This window comes from Serratia sp. CY52157, from assembly GCF_052168495.1.
GTDB classification, from domain to species: Bacteria; Pseudomonadota; Gammaproteobacteria; order Enterobacterales; family Enterobacteriaceae; genus Serratia; species Serratia ureilytica.
Genome location: NZ_JBJNMO010000008.1, coordinates 197,613 through 221,338, shown reverse-complemented (window position 1 = coordinate 221,338; position 23,726 = coordinate 197,613). Strand labels below are relative to the sequence as shown.

Genomic DNA, 23,726 nt, shown 5'->3' with positions numbered 1-23,726 from the left:
GCGCTCCTTTTACAAATCCAGCACCAGCCGGCTGCCTTTGGCGCGCGAGCAGCAGATCAACAGGGTCTGCTGCGCCGCGCGTTCTTCCTCGCTGAGATATTGATCGCGGTGATCGGCTTCCCCTTCGACGATGCGGGTTTCGCAGGTGCCGCAAATGCCTTCGCGGCACAGGCACTCGACCCTGGCCGCCTTGCTGTTTTCCAGCGCCTGCAGGATGGTCATGTCTTGCGCCACTTCAAGCTCAATACCCGATCGAGCCAGCACCAGTGTAAAGGCGCCGCCCGCCGTGTCTTCGGCGGCAAAGGCTTCGCTGTGCAAGCGACCGGCATCGATACCCCGTTCGGCGGCGATCCGGTAGACCGCTTCGTTCAGCGCCGCCGGGCCGCAGACGTAGATATGGGCGCCGGGTTCCACATCGGCCAGCGTGCGCGCCAGATCCAACCGGCCGCCAAGGCTGGAGACATGGCAACTGATGTTGTCTGCGAACGGCGCTTGCATCAGTTGCTGCTGGAAGGCGTTGTGCTCTTCACTGTGGAAGCAGTAGTGCAGATGGTAGCGTTGGCCGCTGCGTTGCAGCTCATGCAGATGGGCCATAAACGGCGTGATGCCGATGCCGCCGGCGATCAGCACGTGATGTTGCGCTTCCGGCGCCAGCGCGAACAGGTTATTCGGGGTGCTGATGGTCAGCGTATCGCCGACCGCCAGCCGGTCATGCATGAAGTCGGAACCGCCTTTGGAAGGAGACTCGCGCCGAACGGCGATCTGGTAATGCTCGAGTTCGAACGGTGAGCTGAGCAGCGAATAGGCGTTGCTGTAGCGCTGCTCGCCGTCCTGCATTTGCACGATGATGTGGCTGCCGCCGCTGAAGGCGGGCAGCGGCCGGCCTTGCGGATCCGCCAGGGTAAAGCGCTTGACCCGTGCGGTGACGGTTTCGATGTCGACGACGCGGACATCAAGCATCTGATAGCTGGTCATTCATTGGCTCCAAAGCGCGGGCGTCCCCGCGCATGAAAAAGTTATACCGCCTGGCACAGGTATTTGAGCTCCAGATAGTCTTCGATGCCGTATTCGGAGCCTTCACGCCCCAGCCCCGACTGTTTCACCCCGCCGAACGGCGCCACCTCGTTGGAGATAAGCCCGGTATTGATGCCGACCATGCCGTACTCCAGCCGTTCCGAAACGCGCCAGATGCGCGCCGCATCGCGGGTGTAGAAGTAGGCGGCCAAGCCGTAAATGGTGTCGTTGGCCTGGCGGATCGCCTCGGCTTCGTCATCAAACACCACCAGCGGCGCGACCGGGCCGAAGATCTCTTCTTCCAGCAGCAGCGAGCCGGGCTGCACGTCGCCCAGCACCGTCGGGGTGAAGAAATTGCCGCCCAGCGCGTGCGGCGTGGCGCCGGTCAGCACCTGAGCACCTTTGCTCAGCGCGTCATCGAGCAGCTCCAACACCTTATCGCGCGCCTTGCGATTGATCAGCGGGCCAATCTGTACGCCGGCTTCGAAGCCGTTGCCGACCTGCAGCGCCGCCACGCGGGCGACAAACTTCTCGGCGAACTGCGGGTAAACGCCGCGCTGCACGTAGAACCGGTTGACGCAGACGCAGGTCTGCCCGGCGTTGCGATACTTGGCGATCAGCGCGCCTTCCACTGCGGCATCGATGTCCGCATCGTCAAATACGATGAACGGCGCATTGCCGCCCAGCTCCAGCGACACTTTCTTGATGGTGTCCGCGCTCTGGCGCATCAGCAGGCGGCCCACCGGCGTGGAGCCGGTAAAGCTGAGTTTGCGCACCTGCGGGTGGCGGGTCAGCTCGGTGCCGATCGCCTGCGAGTTGCCGGTCACCACGTTGAACACCCCGGCGGGAATGCCGGCGCGCTCGGCCAACTCGGCCATCGCCAGCGCCGAATAAGGGGTTTCGTTGGCGGGTTTGACCACCAGCGTACAGCCGGCCGCCAGGGCCGGCGCAGCCTTGCGGGTGATCATCGCCGCCGGAAAGTTCCAGGGCGTGATCGCCGCGCACACGCCGATGCCCTGTTTCAGCACCATCAGGCGTTTATCGCTGCTCGGCGACGGAATGATGTCGCCGTTGGCGCGCTTGGCCTGTTCGGCGAACCATTCGATAAAGGAGGCGGCGTAGCGGATCTCGCCCAGCGATTCCGCCAGCGGTTTGCCTTGCTCCAGCGTCATCAGGTTGGCCAGATCCTGCTGGTGTTCCAGCATCAGTTCGAACCAGCGCCGCAGCAGCTGCGCGCGCTGTTGCGCCGGCAGCGCGCGCCAGCCTTCCAGCGCCTGCTGAGCGGCGTCGATCGCCCGTTGGGTTTCGGCTCTCGCCATGTTGGGCACGCTGCCGATGAGTTGGCCGGTGGCGGGATCGCTCACCGGCAGGGTTTCCTGGTTGTCGGCATCGTGCCATTGCCCGTTGATATATGCCTGTTGGCGGAATAGCGCCCGATCGGAAATTTTCACAAGAACCTCACAAGTCAGGGGAAAGGGACCCGCGGGCCCCGTCGCATCAAGGTTGATAAACCTGCGCCAGCAGGTTGTGGAAGTGGGCGATGCCGTGTTCGCTGACGCCGCTGCCGGCGCCGTCGGCCATGATGCGCCCCTGGCCGCGATAGCCGCGCGACTTCAGGCCTTTTTGCACGCTTTCCACCAGCCGCAAATCTTCCGGGCGGAACACGTCGCGGTACCAGTCGATCAGTTTGAGCTGTTCGTCGCTCAAATCGGTGTTGGTGAAGTAGATGTCGTAGTGCTGCAGAGTGGTTTCCGCATCGACCGGGAACTCATAGATCACCGTCATCATGCCTTCCAGCGGCGGCATGTTGAACATGGTGCACGGCCACAGCCAGATGCCGTGGAAGCTGGATTCTTTGCCCTCTTCAAACTTGAACGACTGCTCGGAAGGGCGGGCGTAGCCGAACTGCAGCGTCCAGTTGCTGTGCAGGGTGTGCCAGTAGCGATCGACCTGCACCGAGTCGGCGAAGCCGGGATGCGCCGGGCCGCAGTGGTAGCACTCGAGGTAGTTGTCGACGATGTTCTTCCAATTGGCCGGGGTGCGGGTGACGAAACGCGCCGCCAGCTTGAGATCGTCGACCTGCGGGCAGGCTTCGCGCACTTTGGCGCCGAGGCCCGGCAGTTGGTCTTCCACCGTGCCGGCCTGCGAGTCCAGATTGACGTAAATAAACCCGGCGTACTCTTCGACCCGCACCGGCACCAGGTGCGAGTTTTCCTTATCGAAGTTCTGCACGTTTTCACAGTTGCGCGCGTGCGCCAGCTCGCCGTCCAGCTTGAACGCCCAGGCGTGATAAGGGCAGGTGATGACGTTTTTCGCCCGGCCGTCGCCCGCCAGCAGTTGGTGGCCGCGGTGCGGGCAGACGTTGTAAAAGGCGCGCAGCACGTTGTCGCGGCCGCGCACCACCAGAATGTTTTCACCGATGATCTCGCGGGTGATGTAGTCGTTCGGTTGGGCAAGCTCGCTGCGGTGCGCCACGCAGATCCAACTGGTGGCGAACACCTGCTCTTTTTCGTGCTCGAACGCCGCCTGGTGGGTGTAGAACCGGGCCGGTATGGTGTAAGCCTCACGGGCGTCGGCGCAGAAATCTTTCGGTAAGGTAAATTCAGGGATCAGAGTGCTCATAAGTTAACCTTCCTCTTTTCTTATTGTCATTTCGCCATAGGGCGCGGTTGATACGACGATGGAGCGGAGAGTTCGGCGGCCGGCGGCGCTTCGGGCAGCGTTGGCGGGCTGCTTTCGATCAGGTGCGCCGGGATGGCCGCGTAGTCCTGCTTCAGCCAGCGGGCGAAACCGTAGGTTTTCACCAGCAGCACCAGCAGGAACGGCAGTGCGGTCAGGATCACCGTGGTTTTCATGGTGTCCAGCGAGGCGCCGGTAAACAGGATCGACAGCGGGATCAGGGTGATCACCACGCACCAGAACAGCCGCAGCATCGGGCTGGGATCTTGCCCCTCCTGCAGGTTGCGGGTGCTGGTGGCGGCCATGGTGTAGGCCACGGCGTCCATGTGCGAGGCCAGGAAAATGATCATGATGAACAGATAGGCGGCGAGGAACAGCTTGCCGAGCGGCAGCGCCGTCAGCAGCATCTGCACGGCGGTTTCGCCGCCCTGGGTGCTGAGGATCTCCGGCACGTTGAGCTGCCCGCTGATGAACTGGTGCATGGCGTAGCTTTCCAGCGAGCCGAAGAAGAACCAGCAGCCGAGGGTGCTGCCGAGCAGCAACGCCCAGATCACTTCTTTAATCTTGCGGCCGCGCGAGACGCGGGTGACGAACATCGCCACGCCCGGGGTATAGGAGATCCACCACAGCCAGTAGAACACCGTCCAGCTGCGGCTGAAGCTGCCGTCGCCCATCGGATCGGTGAACAGGCTCATCTGCAGAAAGTTTTGCGCCGTCAGGCCGATGGCGTTGATGGTGTTGTTGATGGTGAATTCGGTCGGGCCGACCAGCAGCACCAGCCCGGCGAAAGCGAATGCGCCCCAGCCGACCATTTTACTCAGGCGCTGCATGCCGCCGTCGATACCGATGTAAGAGCTGAGACAGAAGATCACGGCCGCCAGCAGGATCACCGTCGCCTGTACCGCGAAGTTGTCCGGGATGCCGGTCAGCGCCGTCAGCCCGCGGGTAAAGGTGGAGGCGGTCAGCACCAGTGAAATGGTGAGGGCGCCGACGGTGGCGACCAGGAAGATCAGATCCACCGCCCGCCCGACCGGGCCGTTGGCGCGCACGCCGGTGATGGCGGAAATGATCCCCGACAGGCTGAGCCCTTTGTTCTTACGCACGTGGAAGTGATAGGCCATGATCAGCGAGGCGAGGGCGTAGGTCGCCCAGGCGCTCAGGCCCCAGTGGAAGAAGGAGTAGCTGATGCTGTATTCCAGCGCCTTCGGGGTGCGCGGCGCGATGTTCAGCCCCGGCGTCTGGTAGTAATACGCCCATTCCATCACCCCCCAGTACAGGGTGGACGAGCCCAGGCCGGCGCAGATGAACATGAACAGCCAGGCCAGCGTGGAGTATTGCGGTTTGCCTTCGCCGAGGCGGATATTGCCGTATTTGCTCAACGCCAGATACAGCACCACCAGCAGGGCGATCAGCACCAGGATTTGAATGGTTGAACCGAACAGCCGGGTGACGCCGTTGAAAATGGTGTTGGCGATAAGCGCGGATTGAGCCGGAAAGAGCATCAGGCAAAGGGCGATCAGCGCAATGCTGCACAGGCTGATGGCGATGAGCGTGACATCCTTTTTGGGATTGCTCTGCATGGGAGTGAACTCCTGTTATCGGTGGTGGGCCGGTGCGCAAAGCGTAGGGGGCGCCCGGGCCTTATTGGCTTAAACCATTTGTTTTGTTACACCGCGAGGAGCAAACCGCCCGGTGGGTCGCTACCGGGAATATTCACTCTTCATTAACATTTTCGAGTGTGCACAAATTACAGGAGGGCCACAATTGGGGCATCTGTAAAAGGATAAAACACAGTATGTAAACAATTTGTTGTGATCTTGACCGGGGTATTGGCGTGCCTTCTGCGGTGGTTTTCAACGGATTTGCGGCAGCGGTCGAAGCGGAAAAACGGACGTGGCAAAGCAGGGCGCGGAAGGGCGCCCTGCGCGGGAAAATTTGCGGCGTTCAGCGTTGCAGCAGGGCGGCGATCGCCTGGCCGACTTGCTGGGTGGAGGCGTCGCCGCGCATGTCCGGCGTGCGCGGCCCGTCGGCGATAATGCGCTCAATCGCCTGCAGGATGCCGTCGTGCGCCTGGCGGTAGCGGGCATCGCCGTCGCCGAGGAAGTCCAGCATCATCGCGCCGCTCCAGATCATGGCGATCGGGTTGGCGATGTTTTTGCCGAAAATGTCCGGCGCCGAGCCGTGCACCGGCTCGAACAGCGACGGGAAGTTGCGCTCCGGGTTCAGGTTGGCCGAGGGGGCGATGCCGATGGTGCCGGTGCAGGCCGGGCCGAGATCCGACAAAATATCGCCGAACAGGTTGGAGGCGACCACCACGTCGAAGCGTTCGGGGTTCAGCACGAAACGCGCGCACAGGATATCGATGTGCTGTTTGTCCCAGGCGATATCAGGGTATTGGCGCGCCATCTCCGCCACGCGCTCATCCCAGTACGGCATGCTGATGGCCATGCCGTTGGACTTGGTGGCGGCGGTCAGGCGTTTGCGCGGGCGCTGTTGCGCCAGCTCAAAGGCGTACTTGAGGATGCGGTCCACGCCCTGACGGGTGAAGACCGATTCCTGGATCACCATCTCGCGTTCGGTGCCTTCGAACATCCGTCCGCCGAGCGAGGAGTATTCCCCTTCGGTATTTTCGCGCACCACGTAGAAATCGATATCGCCCGGCTGCTTGTTCGCCAGCGGGCAGGGCACGCCGGGAAACAGCCGCACCGGACGCAGGTTGACGTACTGTTCGAAGTCGCGCCGGAATTTCAGCAGCGAACCCCACAGCGAGATATGATCGGGCACCGTGTCCGGCCAACCGACGGCGCCGAAATAGATGGCGTCGAAGCCTTTCAGTTGCTCGAACCAGTCGTCCGGCATCATCTGGCCGTGGTGTTGGTAGTAGTCGCAGCTGGCCCACTCGAAGGTGGCGAATTCCAGCGACAGATCCCAGCGCGCCGCCGCCGCCTGCAATACTCGTATGCCTTCCGGCAACACTTCCCGCCCGATCCCGTCCCCGGGGATGGCGGCAATCTTGTAAGTTTTGCTCATACAGAGGTCTCATTTGTAGGTAGGGGAGATTGACAACACTGTTATCCTATAATTGACTAACTGTTAATCAATCCTGAAAACGGTGAAACATAAAACACGAATCATGAACAATATGCCGATCCTGAGTGACCTGCGGGTGTTCGTGCTGGTGGCGCGCCGGGCCGGGTTTGCCGCCGCCGCCGAAGAGTTGGGCGTTTCGCCGGCCTTTATCAGCAAGCGCATCGCGCTGTTGGAGAAGACGCTGGACGTGTCGTTGCTGCACCGCACCACGCGGCGGGTGGCGATCACCGAAGACGGCGAGCGCATCTACGAATGGGCGCAGCGCATTCTCAACGATGTCGATCAGATGATGGACGAGCTGTCCGAAGTGCGCCAGGCGCCGCAGGGCATGCTGCGAGTGGTCAGCAGCTTCGGCTTTGGCCGGCGTTTCGTCGCGCCGGCGCTGTCGGCGCTGGCGCGGCAGTATCCGCAGCTGGAACTGCGGCTCGACGTTTCCGATCGGCTGGTGGATCTGGTCAGCGAAGGTTTCGATCTGGATATCCGCATCGGCGACGATATCGCCCCCAATCTTATTGCGCGCAAGCTGGCGGACAACCAGCGCATCCTGTGCGCTTCGCCGGCGTACCTGCAGCGCCACGGGGCGCCGAAAAACCCGGCGGAGCTGGCGGGCCGTTCCTGTCTGGTGATCAAAGAACGCGATCATCCGTTCGGGCTGTGGCGGCTGCAGGGGCCGAGCGGTGAAGAAACGGTAAAGGTGACGGGCGCGCTGGCGTCGAACCACGGCGAAATCGTGCATCAGTGGTGCCTGGACGGGCAGGGCGTCGCGCTGCGTTCCGCTTGGGACGTGAAAGAGAACATCGACAGCGGCCGACTGGTGCACATCCTGCCGGAGTATTATCAGCCGGCCAATATCTGGGCGGTGTACGTTTCCCGGCTGGCAACGTCGGCGAAAGTGCGGGTGACCGTCGAATTTCTGCGCGACTATTTTCGTGAGCACTACGGCGAAACGGTGCCGGCGAGTGAAAATCCGTCGCGGTCTTAAGGCCAAAAATGTGCGCCAGATCATCTTATGCTCGTAAAATTCCCGTCCGTTACCTGAGGAACTGTCGCACGTGTTCCTTTTGCCAAAACTTTGGTTTATGCTCAGCTGAAGCGTTTCAGTTGAAGCACTCTTCGACAGAAATGCCGATGTGACGGCGGTGAAAAACCGCTGAAGCGCGGGAATAATGCAAACTCGGCGATTCACAGCGGGCGGTACGATCCACTACTCTATGCGGGTTAGTGAGACAACCAGTCAGCGCCGGGCGGCGCCGGTGAGTCAACCCGGCGTGGACGGCCCTTTTTCAGGAGCAGCATGACCATCCGCATAGCGATAAACGGCTTTGGCCGCATCGGCCGCAGCGTATTGCGCGCACTGTACGAATCGGGCCGACGGGCGGAAATCTCCGTGGTGGCGATCAATGAGCTGGCGAACGCCGAAGGCATGGCCCATCTGCTGAAGTACGACTCCAGCCATGGCCGCTTCGCCTGGGATGTGCGGCAAGAGTGCGACACGCTGAGCGTCGGAGACGACGCGATTCGCCTGTTGCACCAACCGGCGGTGGAGCAGTTGCCCTGGGGCGAACTGGGCGTCGACGTGGTGCTGGACTGCAGCGGCGTGTACGGCAGCCGGGCGGATGGCGAGGCCCATCTGGCGGCGGGGGCGAAGAAAGTGCTGTTCGCCCATCCGGGCGGCAACGATCTGGACGCCACCATCGTGTTCGGCGTCAACCATCAGACGCTGCTGGCGGAACATCGCATCGTGTCCAACGCCTCGTGCACCACCAACTGCATTATTCCGGTGATCAAGCTGCTGGATGACGCCTACAGCATCGAATCCGGCACCGTGACCACCATTCACTCGGCGATGAACGATCAGCCGGTGATCGACGCGTATCACGCGGATTTGCGGCGCACCCGCGCGGCGAGCCAGTCGATCATTCCGGTCGATACCAAGCTGGCTGCGGGCATCACCCGTATCTTCCCGCAGTTTTGCGATCGCTTCGAGGCGATCTCGGTGCGCGTGCCGACCATCAACGTGACGGCTATCGATCTCAGCGTCAGCGTGAGCGCCGCGGTGAAGGTGGCGGAGGTCAACCAGCTGTTGCAAAAGGCCGCACGGGAATCATTTCGTGGTATAGTTGACTACACGGAATTACCATTGGTCTCGATCGATTTTAACCATGACCCGCACAGCGCTATCGTCGACGGTACGCAGACCCGGGTCAGCGGGCAGCACCTGATAAAGACCTTGGTCTGGTGCGACAATGAATGGGGCTTTGCCAATCGGATGTTGGATACAACACGGGCAATGGCCGCCAGCGGTTTCTAGTACGGCGGCGCCGGCGTGATTGGCGCGCTGCTCAGGCAATTTTATAGAGATTCAATAAAGAGGGTTCACCATGTCTGTAATTAAGATGACCGATCTGGATCTGGCGGGTAAACGCGTACTGATCCGCTCCGATCTGAACGTGCCGGTAAAAGACGGTAAAGTGACTTCCGACGCGCGTATCCGCGCTTCCCTGCCGACTATCGAAGCTGCGCTGAAGCAAGGCGCCCGCGTGATGGTAACCTCCCACCTGGGTCGTCCTACCGAAGGCGAGTACAACGAAGAATTCTCCCTGCTGCCTGTGGTCAACTACCTGAAAGATAACCTGAAATCCCCAGTGCGTCTGGCGAAGGATTATCTGGATGGCGTCGACGTCGCCGAAGGCGAACTGGTGGTGCTGGAAAACGTCCGTTTCAACAAGGGCGAGAAGAAAGACGACGAAACCCTGTCCAAGAAATACGCGGCGCTGTGCGACGTGTACGTGATGGACGCATTCGGCACCGCGCACCGCGCGCAGGCTTCCACCCACGGCGTGGGCAAGTTCGCGCCTGTAGCCTGTGCCGGCCCGCTGCTGTCCGCCGAGCTGGAAGCGCTGGGCAAAGCCCTGGGCAATCCGGCCCGTCCGATGGTCGCCATCGTGGGCGGTTCTAAAGTCTCCACCAAACTGACCGTGCTGGATTCCCTGTCCAAAATCGCCGATCAGCTGATCGTCGGCGGCGGCATCGCCAACACCTTCGTGGCGGCGCAGGGCAACAACGTGGGCCAGTCCCTGTACGAACCGGATCTGATCCCGAACGCGCAGAAACTGCTGGAAACCTGCGACATTCCGGTGCCGACCGACGTGCGCGTGGCGACCGAGTTCTCTGAGACCGCGACCGCGACCGTGAAGCAGGCCAACGAGATCCAGGACAACGAGCAAATTCTGGATATGGGCGACGTCTCTGCCGAGCGTCTGGCCGTTATCCTGAAGAACGCCAAAACCATTCTGTGGAATGGCCCGGTTGGCGTATTCGAGTTCCCTAACTTCCGTAAGGGCACCGAAATTGTCGCCCGCGCGATCGCCGATAGCGACGCTTTCTCTATCGCTGGCGGCGGCGACACTCTGGCAGCCATCGATCTGTTCGGTATCGCTGACAAAATCTCCTACATCTCCACCGGCGGTGGCGCATTCCTGGAATTCGTTGAAGGGAAACCGCTGCCTGCAGTCGTGATGCTGGAAGAGCGCGCTAAGCAGTAATTCAGACAACGGGAGGCGAAAGCCGCCCGTTTGTTTTATACCGCGCGGCAAATGCTGCGCGGCGTGAAAACATCGATTTACATCCATCTACGGCCGACGAAACAGGACAAAGTAACATGTCTAAAATTTTTGATTTCGTAAAACCGGGTGTCATCACGGGTGATGACGTTCAGAAAGTCTTCGCAGTTGCTAAAGAGAACAACTTTGCGCTGCCAGCGGTAAACTGCGTGGGTACCGACTCCATCAACGCAGTGCTGGAAGCCGCGGCTAAAGTGCGCGCGCCGGTCATCGTTCAGTTCTCCAACGGCGGCGCCGCATTCATCGCCGGCAAAGGCGTGAAGACCGATGTGCCTCAGGGCGCAGCGATTCTGGGCGCTATCTCCGGCGCACACCACGTTCACCAGATGGCTGAACACTACGGCGTGCCGGTGATCCTGCACACCGACCACTGCGCGAAGAAACTGCTGCCATGGCTGGACGGCCTGCTGGACGCCGGCGAGAAACACTTCGCCGCTACCGGCAAACCGCTGTTCTCTTCCCACATGATCGATCTGTCTGAAGAGTCTCTGGAAGAAAACATCGAGATCTGCAGCGCCTACCTGAAGCGCATGGCCAAAATCGGCATGACGCTGGAAATCGAACTGGGCTGCACCGGCGGTGAAGAAGATGGCGTGGACAACAGCCATATGGACGCTTCCGCTCTGTACACCCAGCCGGAAGACGTGGCTTACGCGTACGAAAAACTGAACGCCATCAGCCCGCGCTTCACCATCGCTGCATCGTTCGGTAACGTGCACGGCGTGTACAAGCCAGGTAACGTTAAGCTGACTCCAACCATCCTGCGCGATTCTCAGGATTACGTGTCCAAGAAATTCAACCTGCCGCACAACAGCCTGAACTTCGTGTTCCACGGTGGTTCCGGTTCTACCGACGCAGAGATCAAAGAGTCTGTGGGTTACGGTGTGATCAAGATGAACATCGACACCGACACCCAATGGGCGACCTGGGACGGCATCCTGCAGTACTACAAAGCGAACGAAGCTTACCTGCAGGGCCAGCTGGGCAACCCGAAAGGCGCCGATCAGCCTAACAAGAAATACTACGATCCACGCGTATGGCTGCGCGCAGCGCAAACCAGCATGGTGACGCGTCTGGAGCAGGCCTTCAAAGATCTGAACGCGGTAGACGTTCTGTAATCTTCGGCACCTGTTGCATGATGTACAAGGCTCCCTGCGGGGAGCCTTTTTGTTTATGGCAAGCCTGATGCGTGGCTTGGCTTGCCGTAGGCAAAATATAAAAAATAAGGAAAATCAATTTATTGATTTTCGACTGATGATCACAAAGGAGGAAAAACCACGTTTTTTCCTCCTTTGTTTGCAATTTAAAGGCTCCCTGCGGGGAGCCTTTTTCGTTTTCAGCCCAACAGGCCGGCGCCGACATTGATCGACAGGCCCAGGATCAGCATGTTGAACGCGAAGGAGATCACCGACTGCAACAGGGTGATCTTGCGCACCTCTGCCGCGCCGACCGCCACATCGGCGGTTTGCGACGCGACCGCGATGGTGAAGGAGAAGTAGGCGAAATCCAGATAGGCGGGATCGGCGAGATTGCCGGGGAACAGCAGCGGCAAAGGATCCTGCTGTGCGCCCTGGCGATAAAACTGATGAGCATAGTGCATGGTGAAGGCGGTCGGCAGAAGCAGCCAGGAGACCGCCAGCGTGGCGCCGGTCAGGAGCAAATGCAGCGTTTTCAGAGAGCCGGCCACCTGTTTGGCGCTGCTCAATTCAAACAGGATCGCCAGTAAGCTGACCAGGCAGCCGAGGCTGACTAACGCCAGCACCATGCTGGCGCTTTCGTCCTGCCGCCGGGCGATTTGGCGAATGTGCTGCGGCGTGCTGACCAGCATCAGCCGCCAGAGAAACAGCAGGTAGAGCCAGGCCAGCGTATTCCAGCCGATCATCAAGCGTTGCAGCAGCGAGAGCTGGGCGGGCAGCAGCAGAAAGCACAGCAGCCCGGCGCCGACGGAAAACAGCAGCCTGGGCCGCACTTGCCAATAGTGTTTGAGCGAAGAGCGAATGTGCATGAAGAACGATCCCTTGTCGTGAAATGGCCAACGCGCTGTTCTCAGCATAGAAGAAGCGGCCGGCGGTTTCGGCTATTTTTAATGCTGATGGTTGGCATGAGCCTTTAATGTTGGTTACCCTTAGGCGTGGTTTCCTACTGGCCGCCGAGGCCAGTGTATTTTTGCGAGTTTCTCCCGTTAGGGACTGAGTTAGGACGACACGAATGAAAGATTTGAATGTAGTAGACGGCATCAACGGTGCCGGCGACTGGTTGGTGAAGAATCAGGATCTGTTGATCCAGTACGCGGTGAATATCGTCGCCGCCATCGTTATCCTGATCATCGGTTCGATCGTGGCCCGCGTGGTCGGCAATGCGCTGAACCGCGTGATGAAGCTGCGCGGCATCGACGCCACGGTGGCCGACTTCCTGTCGGCGATCGTGCGTTACGGCGTGCTGGCGTTCACCTTTATCGCCGTGCTGGGGCGCGTCGGCGTGCAGACCACCTCGGTGATCGCGGTGCTGGGTGCCGCCGGTTTGGCCGTCGGCCTGGCGCTGCAAGGCTCGCTGTCCAACTTCGCCGCCGGCGTTCTGCTGGTGATCTTCCGTCCGCTGCGCGTGGGTGAATATGTCGATCTGGGCGGCGTGGCCGGTACCGTCGATCAGGTGCAGATTTTCTCCACCACCCTGCGCACCGCCGACAACAAAACCATCGTGGTGCCGAACGGTAAAATCATCGCCGGCAACATCATCAACTACTCCCGCGAACCGAACCGCCGCGTGGATATCGTGGTGGGCGTGGCTTACAACGCCGATATCGACGTGGTGAAGAAGGTGCTGGGCGACGTGATCGCCGCCGACAAACGCATCATGCACGCCAAAGGCGTGACCGTGCGTCTGAACGAGATGGCGCCGTCCTCGCTGAACTTCGTGACCCGTTCCTGGACCACCAATGCGGAATACTGGAACGTGTACTTCGATCTGATGGAAAACTTCAAGCGCGCGCTGGATGCCCACAACATCGGCATTCCGTTCCCGCAGATGGATGTGCACCTGTATCGTACCGAAGACGCTTCCGCCAAGGCGGAATAACACAGAAGGGGGCCTTGGCCCCCTTTTTTTATTGCAGGCCGAGACGCTGCCGATGGCGTCTCGGCCTTTTATTTTCCGCGAGGTCAGATGCCCGCAGCCGGTTCCGTGAGCGACGTGCGGCGGCGCAGGCTGAGGCGATAGAGCAGGAAGATGGCGGCGGCGCCCAGCAGCGCCGGCAGCGCCAGCCAGAGGAAGAACACTTCCGTCGAGCCGGCGGCGGCCATCATCCAGGCGCCGAGCATTGAGCCGACAATTGAGCCGAAGCGGCCATTGGCCATGGCCCAGCTGACGCCGGTGACGCGGGCTGCGGTCGGATAAAGGGTGGCTGAAACCAGGTTCAGGCCGTTTTGCGCGCCGGCCACGCCGAAGCCGATCAGGAACACGACGGCGGCCAGCGTGTAGACGTCGCCCATCAGATACCCGGTCGCGCCAATTACCAGTGCGGCGCCCAGGTAGGAGACGGCCAGTACGCGGTAAGGCCCGATCCGATCCATCAGCAGCGCCATCAGGATGGCGCCCAGGGTGCCGCCGAGCGGCACCATCGCGCCGATGCGCGAGGCGTGGGCGATGTCGTAACCGGCGTCTTTGAGCAGGGTCGGCAGCCAGCTGGTGAGCAGGTAGAACACGAACAGCGAACAGAAGAACGCCGCCCACAGCAGCAGGGTGCGCACGGCGCGGCCTTCGATAAATAGGTGTGATATCGGCGACCTGGCCTGCGCCGGGCGCTCGTCATCGACAATCGTCACGCCGGCCCAACGCTGGCCGGTGATGCGTTCGACCACCCGGCGCAGCCGATCGGCATGTTTGGCGCTGGCGGCCATAAAGCGTACTGATTCGGGCATCTGCCAGGCCAACAGCGGCAGCAGCGCCAACGGCGCGATGCCACCGACCAGCAGCAGGCCGCGCCAGCCGAACGCCGGGATGATCTGCCCGGCCAGCAGGCCGCCCAGGGCTAACCCAGCGGTAAAGCCGCTCCAGCTCAAGGTGACCATCAGCATGCGGCGGCGCGCCGGTGAGTACTCCGAGCTGAGGGTGATGCAGGTCGGTATCGCGCCTCCGAGGCCAATGCCGGTGATGAAGCGCAGCAGGGTCAGGGATTCGATCGAATGCGTATAGGCCGAAGCCAGAGTACAGCCGCCAAACACCAGTACCGCGACGAGCAGCACGCGTTTGCGGCCGAGGGCGTCGGCGATCGGCCCGAACAGCAGGCTGCCGATCAGCAGGCCGAACAGCCCCGCGCCGAAGGCGGGAGAGAGCTGAGCGGGCTGCAGGCCCCACTCTTCGCGCAGCGCCGGCGCGATATAGCCGATGATGGCGGTATCGAAGCCATCCAGCAGGGCAATGAGGAAACACAGGGTCAGGATCAGGATTTGGTAGGGGGAGATCCTGGCGCGATCGATGATTTCGCTGATGCGAGCGGTATTTGGGCTCATGGTTATTCCACTGTTATTCGGCTGGTGTGGGCTGGCTGAGGGCTGTTCAGGCCAGGCCTGAACCAAAACCGCTGTGGCTGGCATCGCGTAGAAATCCGAGTATACACCAGAGCGGGGGCGTTGCGGGGAGGGGGAATTGCTGATAATCGCCCGCCGCAGGAGGTGTCTGTGGCGGGCGCAGGCAAGGTTATTTGGCTAACAGCTCTCGGCGCACGATCTCGGCGCCTGCGCTTAACGCATTCAGCTTGCCGCGGGCGACCTGACGGGGCAGGGGGGCCATGCCGCAGTTGGTCGACGGATAGAGCTTGTCGGCATCGACAAACTGCAGCGCTTTGCGCAGCGTGTCGGCCACTTCCTCCGGCGTCTCAACGGCATGATTCGCTACGTCGATGGCGCCGACCATCACCTTTTTGCCGCGGATCAGTTCAAGCAGATCCATGGGCACGTGCGAGTTATGGCACTCCAGCGAGATGATATCGATGTTAGACGTTTGCAGTTTCGGAAACGCCTCTTCATATTGTCGCCATTCCGAGCCCAGCGTCTTTTTCCAGTCGGTATTGGCTTTAATCCCATATCCATAGCAGATATGTACGGCGGTTTCACACTTAAGCCCTTCAATGGCTCTTTCCAGGGCGGCGATGCCCCAGTCATTCACCTCGTCAAAGAACACGTTAAATGCGGGCTCATCAAACTGAATAATGTCGACGCCTGCGGCCTCGAGCTCTTTGGCTTCCTGATTGAGGATCTTCGCGAACTCCCAGGCTAATTTCTCGCGGCTTTTATAGTGGTTGTCATAGAGCGTGTCGATCATGGTCATCGGCCCCGGCAGGGCCCATTTAATCGGCTGTGTGGTCAGCTGGCGTAAAAATTTGGCGTCTTCAACGAAAACGGGTTTTTGACGCGAGACTGCCCCCACGACCGTCGGCACGCTCGCCTCATAGCGATTGCGGATTTTAACCACTTCGCGTTTTTCGAAATCGACGCCGCTGAGATGCTCGATAAACGTCGTGACGAAGTGCTGACGGGTTTGTTCGCCATCGCTGACGATATCGATGCCGGCCTGTTGTTGCTCTGCCAGTGACAAACGCAGGGCGTCCTGTTTCCCTTCGATGAGTTCTTCATTCTGCAATTTCCAGGGCGACCACAGGGTTTCCGGTTGGGCCAGCCAGACCGGTTTGGGCAAGCTGCCGGCGGTCGATGTGGGGAGCAATATTTTCATGATAGGTGACCTGTATTTAAGTGAATCAAAGCGCGTAGTGAGCAGACCATTGCTCAAGAATAGGCTTATAGGGTTTGATAAATTGCTCTTCCGTAAATTTCCCCTGCTCAATCGCTAGCTGGCTACGCTCTTCGCGATCGTAAACAATCTTGGTTAATGAATGATCCTGGTTATTCAGGCTTGGCTGATAGCATTGCCCCGCCGCCGAGTTGGCATTGTAAATTTCAGGCCGATAGATTTTCTGGAAGGTCTCCATCGTGCTGATGGTGCCGATCAGTTCCAGGTCGGTGTAATCGCTCAGCAAATCCCCAGGGAAATAAAAGGCCAGGGGCGCAACGCTATTTTTCGGCATGAAATAGCGCACCTGCAGGCCCATTTTTTTAAAATACCGGTCGGTCAATGAAGCGCCGTCTTGCCGATACTCGTCGCCCAAGACCGGGTGTTGATTGCCCGTCCGATGGTAGGTGTCTTTGCTGGATACGCTGAGGCAGATCACCGGCGGTTTGCTGAAATTTTCATGGTATTCGTTTGAATTGACGAAGTGCTTAAAGATATTGCCGTGCAAATCGCCAAAATCATCCGGAATGGTAAATTCCGCCGCGTTTTTATTGTGCTCCGGCAGCAAGACGCTAAAGTCGTAATCGCGCACGTAAGACGAGAAATTGTTCCCGACGATGCCCTCGATACGCTTTTGCGTTTTTTTATCGATGATGTTGGTTTTCAGGATTTCGATAACTGGAAAGCTGGCGCCCTGATCTTCGATGCGCATCTCAACCGAGATGATTTCCAGCTCGACAGAGTAGCGATCGGCCTTGGGGTTATCCCAATAGGCTAATGCATTAAAGCGATTGTCGATCATCACCAACGTGTTGCGCAGGTTCTCCCGGCGGTTTTTCCCTCTGGCCAAATTGGCAAAGTTGGTGGTGATACGCGTATTTTCAGAAGGGTTATAATCTTCGTCGAAAGAACTGCTCTTAATCGTAAAGGTAAAGTCTGTATTCATCGTCTTATAGCATCCTGTTATATGATATGAAGGCTGGATTTATCCATTTCTTTCAATGGCTTGTTTTTCTATTTTTTTATTCAGCCGATTTCATATTGTCTGTCGTTAATGAGGTCTATTTTTGCCAGAGTCCCGGAGGGAGTGAAAGAGACTTAATTTCATTACCACATGAGCGGTATTCATGATCGGGCGTTCGGGCCGTTTTACCGCCGTTGCTCTGCGGCGCAAACCGCCGGTGGGTTGCGCCGGCAACCTGGTGCAGCCTGAAAAATTACGGGTATAATCCCTCCATGATCCCACGGCTTCAGACACGAACATGACAAAACTCACCTTACAAGAGCAGATGCTCAAAGCGGGCTTGGTAACCAGCAAGAAAATGGCCAAAGTCCAAAGAACGGCTAAAAAATCACGCGTTCAGGCCCGCGAGGCCAGAGAGGCGGTGGAAGAGAATAAAAAGGCGCAGCTTGAGCGCGATAAGCAGTTGAACGAGCAGCAAAAGCAAGCCGCGCTGTCCAAAGAATACAAGGCGCAGGTGAAGCAGCTGATCGAGATGAATCGCATCGTTCTGGCGAAAGGCGATATCGGTTTTAACTTCACCGATGGCAACCTGATCAAAAAAATCCTGGTGGATAAGGCGACGCAGACCCAACTGATCAATGGCCGCCTCGCCATTGCCCGCTTGGTGGTCGAGAACCGGGAAGAGTGTGAATACGCGATTATCCCCGCGAGCGTCGCCGATAAAATCGCGCAGCGCGATGCGGGCAGCATTGTGTTGCACAGCGCCCTGAGTCAGGAAGAGCAGGATGAAGACGATCCGTACGCCGACTTTAAAGTGCCTGACGATTTGATGTGGTAAGCCGCGTTCAGAACGGCGCGGCGTGACGAGCGGTTATCCGCTCTCCGCGGATGGGGTGCACAAAGTCCAGTTCGCTGGCGTGCAGCATCAACCGCGGCGTCTGCTCGGTACCCGGCAGCAGGCGCCCGCCATACAGATCGCAGCCTAAAATAGGATGGCCCAATTGCCAGCTGTGAATACGCAGCTGGTGGGTGCGCCCAGTCTCTGGGGTAAGCTGCACCCGCGTCAGCGGCAGCGAGATCCCGCCTTCCGTTTCACGATAAAAACGCTCGACGACCCGATAGCGGGAGCGGGCGGGCTTGCCGTGAAGGGCGCAAATCGACATCAGCGGGAACAGCGCCGGATCTTTGGCGATCGCCGCGTCTATCACCCCTTCGTCATCCGCCACATGGCCGCAGAGCAGCGCGCTGTAGACTTTACCGACGGTGCGCTCGCTGAACTGCCGGCAGAGCGCGGCATTGACGGCCTTATTGCGGGCTACCACCATCAACCCGGACGTGCCGAAATCCAGGCGGTGCGCCAGTGTGCATCCGGGGAAGATCTGCACCAGCCGATAGTGCACCGAGTCGAGATTTTGCGGATTTTTGCCCGAAAGGCTGAGCAACCCGGCGGGTTTATTGATCAGCGCCAGATGATCGTCCTGATAGAGGATCTCTATCTGGTCATGACAGGGCGGGGCGATGAAGGTATCGGTAATCGTAGACATCGGTCGGCCGGCTGGAGGGGAGAGGGGCGGATGATAGCGAATTTTTCGCCGATGGGCGAATCTGGCGGCGCTGGCCTGGCGCCCACAGGGTATTAGCATCTCTGATACTTGATTAGAAACATCAATTTCACCTAATGATCGCTTCCTCGTATGATGCGCGTGTTGACCGATACGCGCCCACGTCCGGCGCCTTTTATCATTCGAGGAATTTCCCATGCTAGCCGTCTTCCTGCAGGGTTTTGCCCTGAGCGCCGCCATGATCCTGCCGCTGGGCCCGCAGAACGTATTCGTGATGAATCAGGGCATTCGCCGTCAGTATCATCTGATGATCGCCTCATTGTGCGCGCTGAGCGATATCGTGCTGATCTGCGCCGGTATTTTCGGCGGCAGCGCGTTGCTGACCCGCTCGCCGCTGCTGCTGGCGTTGGTGACCTGGGGCGGGGTGGCGTTTCTGCTGTGGTACGGCTGGGGCGCGTTCCGTTCCGCCTTCAGCCCGCAACCGGCGCGGGCCGCGGTGCAGGAGCTGGCGCAGAGCCGCTGGCGCATCGTGGTCACCATGCTGGCGGTCACCTGGCTGAATCCGCACGTCTATCTGGACACCTTCGTGGTGCTCGGCAGCCTGGGCGGACAGCTGACGGCGGACGTGCGTTCCTGGTTCGCGCTTGGCGCGGTCAGCGCGTCGGCGGTGTGGTTCTTTGGCCTGGCGCTGCTGGCCTCCTGGCTGGCGCCGTGGCTGAACACCCAGCGGGCGCAGCGCATCATCAACGCGCTGGTCGGTCTGGTGATGTGGGGCATCGCGCTGCAGCTGGCCTGGCAGGGGGCAAATTTATAAGAATTTGTCACTAATCCGAATTCAAAACGCCGTGCGATATGCTACGTTTGATGCCAGGAAACCGGCGGTTCTCGCAGGGAAAAGCCGGCGATCAGAGACAGCCTGTCATTAAGGAGACACTGTGAAGCTAAAAGCATTGGCTATGGCCGCAATGGTCGGATTAGGGACGCTACCGATGGCGCTGCAGGCGGCTGAATTGCCTGAAGGGCCGCACGTCGTCACCTCCGGCACCGCCAGCGTGGACGCCACGCCGGATATCGCCACTCTGGCGATCGAAGTGAGCGTTTCCTCCAAAGACGCCGCCCAGGCGAAGAAGCAGGTAGACGAGCGCGTGGCGCAGTACTTTGATTTCCTGCAGAAAAACAACATCGAGAAGAAAGACATCAGCGCCGCCAACCTGCGCACCCAGCCGGAATACGATTACCTGAAAACCGGCGAGTCGGTGCTGAAGGGCTACCGGGCGGTGCGTCAGGTGCAGGTTACCCTGCGCCAGTTGGACAAGCTGAACGAGCTGCTGGACGGCGCGCTGAAATCCGGCCTGAACGAGATCCGCGCGGTGGAGCTGGGCGTCGCCAAGCCGGATGTGTATCGCGAGCAGGCGCGGCAAAAAGCGATCGAGAACGCGACTCAGCAGGCCGAATCCCTGGCCAAGGGCTTCCACGCCAAGCTGGGGCCGGTGTACAGCATTCGCTACCGGGTCGCCAACTACCAGCCGATGCCGGTGGCGCGGATGTATAAGGCGGCCGGCGCGGCGGCGGAAAACGACGCGGCGCAAACCTATGAACAGCAAAGCATTCACTTCGACGATCAGGTGGATGTGGTGTTCGAGCTGCAGAGCAACGCCGCGCAGTAAGGGTGTTGTCATGAAGAAAAGGTTCGCTGCGGCGAACCTTTTTTCGTTTTAATCCTGGCGCAGCACCTGGTGACCGTGCTCCAGCAACGCGTCGGTCACTTTACGCATCATGCGGCTCTCCGGCGCGAAGCGGTGCCAGTACAGCATGCGGCGCTGGTACAGCCCCGGCGTCAGATCGATCAGTTCGCCGGATGCCAGCTCCTTTTCGATCTGCAGATGTGGGATCATACAGCAGGTGGTGCCCTGACGGGCCAGCTGCACGAAGGCTTCCGATGAGTTCACGATGTGGCAGGGCACGCTGCCCGGCGACAGATCGAAGTTCTGCTGCAGGAATGCCTGGTGCATGTCGTCGAGATGATCGAAGGCCACCGCCGGCGCTTTCAACAGCGCGGAGCGGGTGACGCCGTTCGGGAAATAGCGCTCGGCGAAGCCGCTGGAGGCCACGAACAGGTAGTCCAGCGCCCCCAGCCGATCCACCAGGCAGCTCGGCAGCGGCTGCGGCTGAATACTCACCGCGCCCACCACCTCGCCGCGGCGCAGCCGCTCCTGGGTGCGGGTTTCATCTTCCACCTGCAGATTCAGACGAATGGGGGAGTCCGCCAGCACCGGCTTCAGCGCCGGCAGCAGCCAGGTCGCCAGACTGTCGGCGTTGACCGCCAGCGACAGCAGCAGCGGCGTATCGACGCCGGTGTCGTTGCCCAGCCACTCTTCTTCCAGCAGCTCCACCTGATGCAGCAGCGCCAGCAGCTTTTGCCCCTGTTCGGTCGGGCGCGGCGGCACGGTGCGGACCAGCAGCGGTTGGCCGAACAGGTTTTCCAGCTGTTTGATGCGTTGGGATACCGCCGATTGCGTGATGCAGAGTTTTTGCGCGGCGCGCTCGAAGCCGCGCTCACGGATCACCGCGTCCAGCGCTTGCAGCGTACGATAGTCTGGGCGTTTCATCGGAAAGATATCCCTTAAATTAGAATGATACCGGCACTATGCCACATTTTGCGTGCGGCGCAGGTGGAAAAATCACGCCCCCAGCTCGCCGCCAAGCGGGTAAAAATGCGGGCTGCGGTAAATAAGTGTGATCCTGCCGGCGTGAAAAACAGCGTTTTACCCTATAATACGCACACGTTTTCGTACAGAGGCAAGGGACATATTATGACGCAGGATGAACTGAAAAAAGCGGTGGGCTGGGCGGCGCTGGAATACGTGACGCCGGGCACCATCGTCGGGGTGGGCACCGGCTCTACCGCCGCCCACTTTATTGACGCGCTGGGCTCCATCAAGCACCAGATTGAAGGCGCGGTGTCCAGCTCAAACGCCTCCACCGCCAAGCTGAAAAGCCTCGGCATCCATGTGTTCGACAGCAACGAAGTGGACTCGCTCGATATCTACGTGGACGGCGCGGACGAAATCAACGGCCACATGCAGATGATCAAAGGCGGCGGCGCGGCGCTGACGCGCGAGAAGATCATCGCCGCCATCGCCAAGAAATTCATCTGCATCGTCGACGCCAGCAAGCAGGTGGACGTGCTGGGCAAATTCCCGCTGCCGGTGGAAGTGATCCCGATGGCCCGCTCCTATGTGGCGCGCGAGCTGGTGAAACTGGGCGGCCTGCCGGAGTATCGCCAGAACGTAGTGACCGACAACGGCAACGTGATCCTCGATGTGCATAACCTGAGCATCACCGACGCTATCGCGCTGGAGAACAAGATCAACGGCATCGCCGGCGTGGTGACCGTGGGGCTGTTCGCCAACCGCGGCGCGGACGTGGCGCTGGTCGGCACCCCGGAAGGCGTGAAAGTGGTCAAATAAGCCTCTGCGGCCTGTGGCCCGGCAGTGCCGGGCCGCATATTTCTTCGGTTAAAACATCTTTTCTGAAAAGCGGCAAATTTGGTGACTTATGTCACATTGTGAAAACTGACTCCCCAAAGCTTCTGCCGAAAACTTTCCCTATGGCATTTTCTGTCGTAAACCGCCATCAACGCTGCGCCTTGTCCTGCCGGGCAGGCAATCGTTTGTATTGCCGCCTGCGTTATTTTTGTTATGTTGGATGGGAGCTGTGTCGTCACAGCCGCTTCTGAAGTCTGAACATAGGGTCGGGTAAATGGCAAAAGTATCATTGGAGAAAGACAGGATTAAATTCCTGTTGGTGGAAGGGGTTCATCAGAGCACGGTCGATAATTTGCGTGCCGCCGGTTATACCAATATCGAATACCACAAGGGTGCGTTAGACACCGAATCGCTGAAGGCCTCCATCCGCGATGCGCACTTCGTCGGCATCCGATCGCGCACGCATCTGACCGAAGAGGTGTTCGCCGCCGCAGAAAAACTGGTGGCGGTGGGCTGCTTCTGCATCGGCACCAACCAGGTTGACCTGAAAGCGGCGACCAAACGCGGCATTCCGGTCTTCAACGCCCCGTTCTCCAATACCCGATCCGTGGCCGAAATGGTGCTGGGCGAGCTGCTGTTGATGCTGCGCGGCATTCCGGCCGCCAACGCCAAGGCGCACCGCGGCGTGTGGCACAAACTGGCCGTGGGCTCCTATGAAGCGCGCGGCAAAAAACTGGGCATCATCGGCTACGGCCATATCGGCACCCAGCTGGGCATTCTGGCCGAAGGGCTGGGCATGAAGGTGTTCTTCTACGATATCGAGAACAAGCTGCCGTTGGGCAACGCGCAACAGGTGCGTCATCTGTCCGATCTGCTCAATATGAGCGACGTGGTGACGCTGCACGTGCCGGAAACGCTGGCGACCAAGAATATGATGGGGGCGGAAGAGCTGGCGCTGATGAAACCGGGCGCTATTCTGATCAACGCCTCGCGCGGCACCGTGGTGGATATCCCCGCGCTGTGCGACGCGCTGGCCAGCAATCACCTGGCGGGGGCGGCGATCGACGTCTTCCCGGAAGAACCGGCGACCAACAGCGATCCGTTCAACTCGCCGCTGTGTGAGTTCGATAACGTGCTGTTGACGCCGCACATCGGCGGTTCCACTCAGGAAGCGCAGGAAAACATCGGCGACGAAGTGGCCGGCAAGCTGGCGAAATATTCCGATAACGGTTCGACCCTGTCGGCGGTCAACTTCCCGGAAGTGTCGTTGCCGGCGCATGGCCCGAACGCCAGCCGTCTGCTGCACATCCATGAAAACCGTCCGGGCGTGCTGACGCAGATTAACCAGATCTTCGCCGAAGAGGGGGTTAACATCGCCGCGCAGTATCTGCAAACCGGGCCGGAAATTGGCTATGTGGTGATCGACATCGAAGCGGAAACCGCGCGCGCCGACGCCGCGCTGCAGCGCATGAAGGCCATCGACGGCACCATTCGTGCCCGTCTGCTGTTCTGATTCGGCGGT

At 59.8% G+C, this 23,726-nt stretch carries 21 protein-coding genes; 10 read left to right on the top strand and 11 right to left on the bottom strand.

Features of this window, described 5'->3' with window-relative positions:
* Positions 1 to 9: 9 nt before the first annotated feature.
* The 5 genes from ACJ8IP_RS22185 to ACJ8IP_RS22165 form a co-directional block, all read right to left on the bottom strand.
* Positions 10 to 975, bottom strand: a complete 966-nt coding sequence (locus ACJ8IP_RS22185; RefSeq protein ID WP_442524525.1) for a PDR/VanB family oxidoreductase — start codon at positions 973 to 975, stop codon at positions 10 to 12.
* A 41-nt stretch (positions 976 to 1,016) separates the two neighbouring features.
* The gene (locus tag ACJ8IP_RS22180) at positions 1,017 to 2,465 is read right to left on the bottom strand and encodes an NAD-dependent succinate-semialdehyde dehydrogenase (protein WP_240289994.1); all 1,449 of its coding nucleotides are present in this window, start codon (positions 2,463 to 2,465) and stop codon (positions 1,017 to 1,019) included.
* Positions 2,466 to 2,511: 46 nt separating this feature from the next.
* The gene (locus ACJ8IP_RS22175; RefSeq protein WP_442524524.1) at positions 2,512 to 3,636 is read right to left on the bottom strand and encodes an aromatic ring-hydroxylating oxygenase subunit alpha; all 1,125 of its coding nucleotides are present in this window, start codon (positions 3,634 to 3,636) and stop codon (positions 2,512 to 2,514) included.
* 26 nt (positions 3,637 to 3,662) lie between these two features.
* Complete coding sequence (locus ACJ8IP_RS22170; protein WP_069100438.1) at positions 3,663 to 5,273, bottom strand: BCCT family transporter; 1,611 nt, start codon at positions 5,271 to 5,273, stop codon at positions 3,663 to 3,665.
* A gap of 364 nt (positions 5,274 to 5,637) precedes the next feature.
* On the bottom strand, positions 5,638 to 6,723 hold the full coding sequence (locus tag ACJ8IP_RS22165; RefSeq protein WP_033652189.1) for a tartrate dehydrogenase: 1,086 nt from the start codon (positions 6,721 to 6,723) through the stop codon (positions 5,638 to 5,640).
* Between the two features lie 82 nt (positions 6,724 to 6,805).
* On the opposite strand from ACJ8IP_RS22165, the gene ACJ8IP_RS22160 reads away from it, so the two are divergent.
* The 4 genes from ACJ8IP_RS22160 to fbaA all read left to right on the top strand — a co-directional run bounded on the left by ACJ8IP_RS22160 (position 6,806) and on the right by fbaA (position 11,524).
* The gene (locus ACJ8IP_RS22160; protein WP_273974485.1) at positions 6,806 to 7,765 is read left to right on the top strand and encodes a LysR substrate-binding domain-containing protein; all 960 of its coding nucleotides are present in this window, start codon (positions 6,806 to 6,808) and stop codon (positions 7,763 to 7,765) included.
* A gap of 312 nt (positions 7,766 to 8,077) precedes the next feature.
* Entirely contained in the window at positions 8,078 to 9,094 is a 1,017-nt protein-coding gene (gene epd / locus ACJ8IP_RS22155) for an erythrose-4-phosphate dehydrogenase (protein WP_004931582.1), read from the top strand.
* 70 nt (positions 9,095 to 9,164) lie between these two features.
* Complete coding sequence (pgk, locus tag ACJ8IP_RS22150; RefSeq protein ID WP_046898973.1) at positions 9,165 to 10,328, top strand: phosphoglycerate kinase; 1,164 nt, start codon at positions 9,165 to 9,167, stop codon at positions 10,326 to 10,328.
* A 116-nt stretch (positions 10,329 to 10,444) separates the two neighbouring features.
* The gene (gene fbaA / locus ACJ8IP_RS22145) at positions 10,445 to 11,524 is read left to right on the top strand and encodes a class II fructose-bisphosphate aldolase (RefSeq protein ID WP_025304179.1); all 1,080 of its coding nucleotides are present in this window, start codon (positions 10,445 to 10,447) and stop codon (positions 11,522 to 11,524) included.
* Positions 11,525 to 11,742: 218 nt separating this feature from the next.
* Here the strand turns inward: fbaA and ACJ8IP_RS22140 are convergent, their stop codons facing one another.
* Positions 11,743 to 12,411, bottom strand: coding sequence for a DUF1345 domain-containing protein (locus ACJ8IP_RS22140; RefSeq protein WP_164107296.1), 669 nt, complete (start codon positions 12,409 to 12,411; stop codon positions 11,743 to 11,745).
* Positions 12,412 to 12,614: 203 nt separating this feature from the next.
* On the opposite strand from ACJ8IP_RS22140, the gene mscS reads away from it, so the two are divergent.
* On the top strand, positions 12,615 to 13,481 hold the full coding sequence (mscS, locus tag ACJ8IP_RS22135) for a small-conductance mechanosensitive channel MscS (protein ID WP_015378992.1): 867 nt from the start codon (positions 12,615 to 12,617) through the stop codon (positions 13,479 to 13,481).
* 83 nt (positions 13,482 to 13,564) lie between these two features.
* Here mscS and ACJ8IP_RS22130 read toward each other — a convergent pair whose 3' ends face one another.
* The 3 genes from ACJ8IP_RS22130 to ACJ8IP_RS22120 form a co-directional block, all read right to left on the bottom strand.
* Positions 13,565 to 14,914 carry an MFS transporter gene (locus ACJ8IP_RS22130; RefSeq protein WP_164057092.1) on the bottom strand — a complete coding sequence of 450 codons (1,350 nt, stop codon included), beginning with the start codon at positions 14,912 to 14,914 and terminating at the stop codon, positions 13,565 to 13,567.
* 187 nt (positions 14,915 to 15,101) lie between these two features.
* Positions 15,102 to 16,133 carry a methionine synthase gene (locus tag ACJ8IP_RS22125; RefSeq protein ID WP_033644741.1) on the bottom strand — a complete coding sequence of 344 codons (1,032 nt, stop codon included), beginning with the start codon at positions 16,131 to 16,133 and terminating at the stop codon, positions 15,102 to 15,104.
* A 25-nt stretch (positions 16,134 to 16,158) separates the two neighbouring features.
* A complete protein-coding gene (locus ACJ8IP_RS22120; RefSeq protein ID WP_164107294.1) occupies positions 16,159 to 17,136 on the bottom strand; it encodes a DUF1852 domain-containing protein in 978 nt (325 codons plus the stop codon).
* Positions 17,137 to 17,452: 316 nt separating this feature from the next.
* On the opposite strand from ACJ8IP_RS22120, the gene ACJ8IP_RS22115 reads away from it, so the two are divergent.
* Positions 17,453 to 17,992, top strand: coding sequence for a DUF2058 domain-containing protein (locus ACJ8IP_RS22115; RefSeq protein WP_047573752.1), 540 nt, complete (start codon positions 17,453 to 17,455; stop codon positions 17,990 to 17,992).
* 7 nt (positions 17,993 to 17,999) lie between these two features.
* On the opposite strand, the gene ACJ8IP_RS22110 is transcribed toward ACJ8IP_RS22115, so the two are convergent.
* A complete protein-coding gene (locus tag ACJ8IP_RS22110; protein WP_164107292.1) occupies positions 18,000 to 18,698 on the bottom strand; it encodes an RluA family pseudouridine synthase in 699 nt (232 codons plus the stop codon).
* Positions 18,699 to 18,912: 214 nt separating this feature from the next.
* Between ACJ8IP_RS22110 and argO the strand changes: the two genes are divergently transcribed.
* Both argO and ACJ8IP_RS22100 read left to right on the top strand, forming a co-directional pair.
* Positions 18,913 to 19,530, top strand: coding sequence for an arginine exporter ArgO (gene argO, locus ACJ8IP_RS22105; RefSeq protein ID WP_164107289.1), 618 nt, complete (start codon positions 18,913 to 18,915; stop codon positions 19,528 to 19,530).
* Between the two features lie 121 nt (positions 19,531 to 19,651).
* Positions 19,652 to 20,383 (top strand): oxidative stress defense protein, encoded by a 732-nt coding sequence (locus ACJ8IP_RS22100; protein WP_108681931.1) that lies wholly within the window; start codon positions 19,652 to 19,654, stop codon positions 20,381 to 20,383.
* Positions 20,384 to 20,431: 48 nt separating this feature from the next.
* Here the strand turns inward: ACJ8IP_RS22100 and ACJ8IP_RS22095 are convergent, their stop codons facing one another.
* A complete protein-coding gene (locus ACJ8IP_RS22095) occupies positions 20,432 to 21,325 on the bottom strand; it encodes a LysR family transcriptional regulator ArgP (RefSeq protein WP_004931613.1) in 894 nt (297 codons plus the stop codon).
* Between the two features lie 204 nt (positions 21,326 to 21,529).
* Here ACJ8IP_RS22095 and rpiA point away from each other — a divergent pair, with 204 nt between their 5' ends.
* Entirely contained in the window at positions 21,530 to 22,186 is a 657-nt protein-coding gene (rpiA, locus tag ACJ8IP_RS22090) for a ribose-5-phosphate isomerase RpiA (protein ID WP_164107286.1), read from the top strand.
* 292 nt (positions 22,187 to 22,478) lie between these two features.
* The gene (gene serA / locus ACJ8IP_RS22085) at positions 22,479 to 23,717 is read left to right on the top strand and encodes a phosphoglycerate dehydrogenase (protein WP_025304156.1); all 1,239 of its coding nucleotides are present in this window, start codon (positions 22,479 to 22,481) and stop codon (positions 23,715 to 23,717) included.
* Positions 23,718 to 23,726 lie beyond the last annotated feature (9 nt).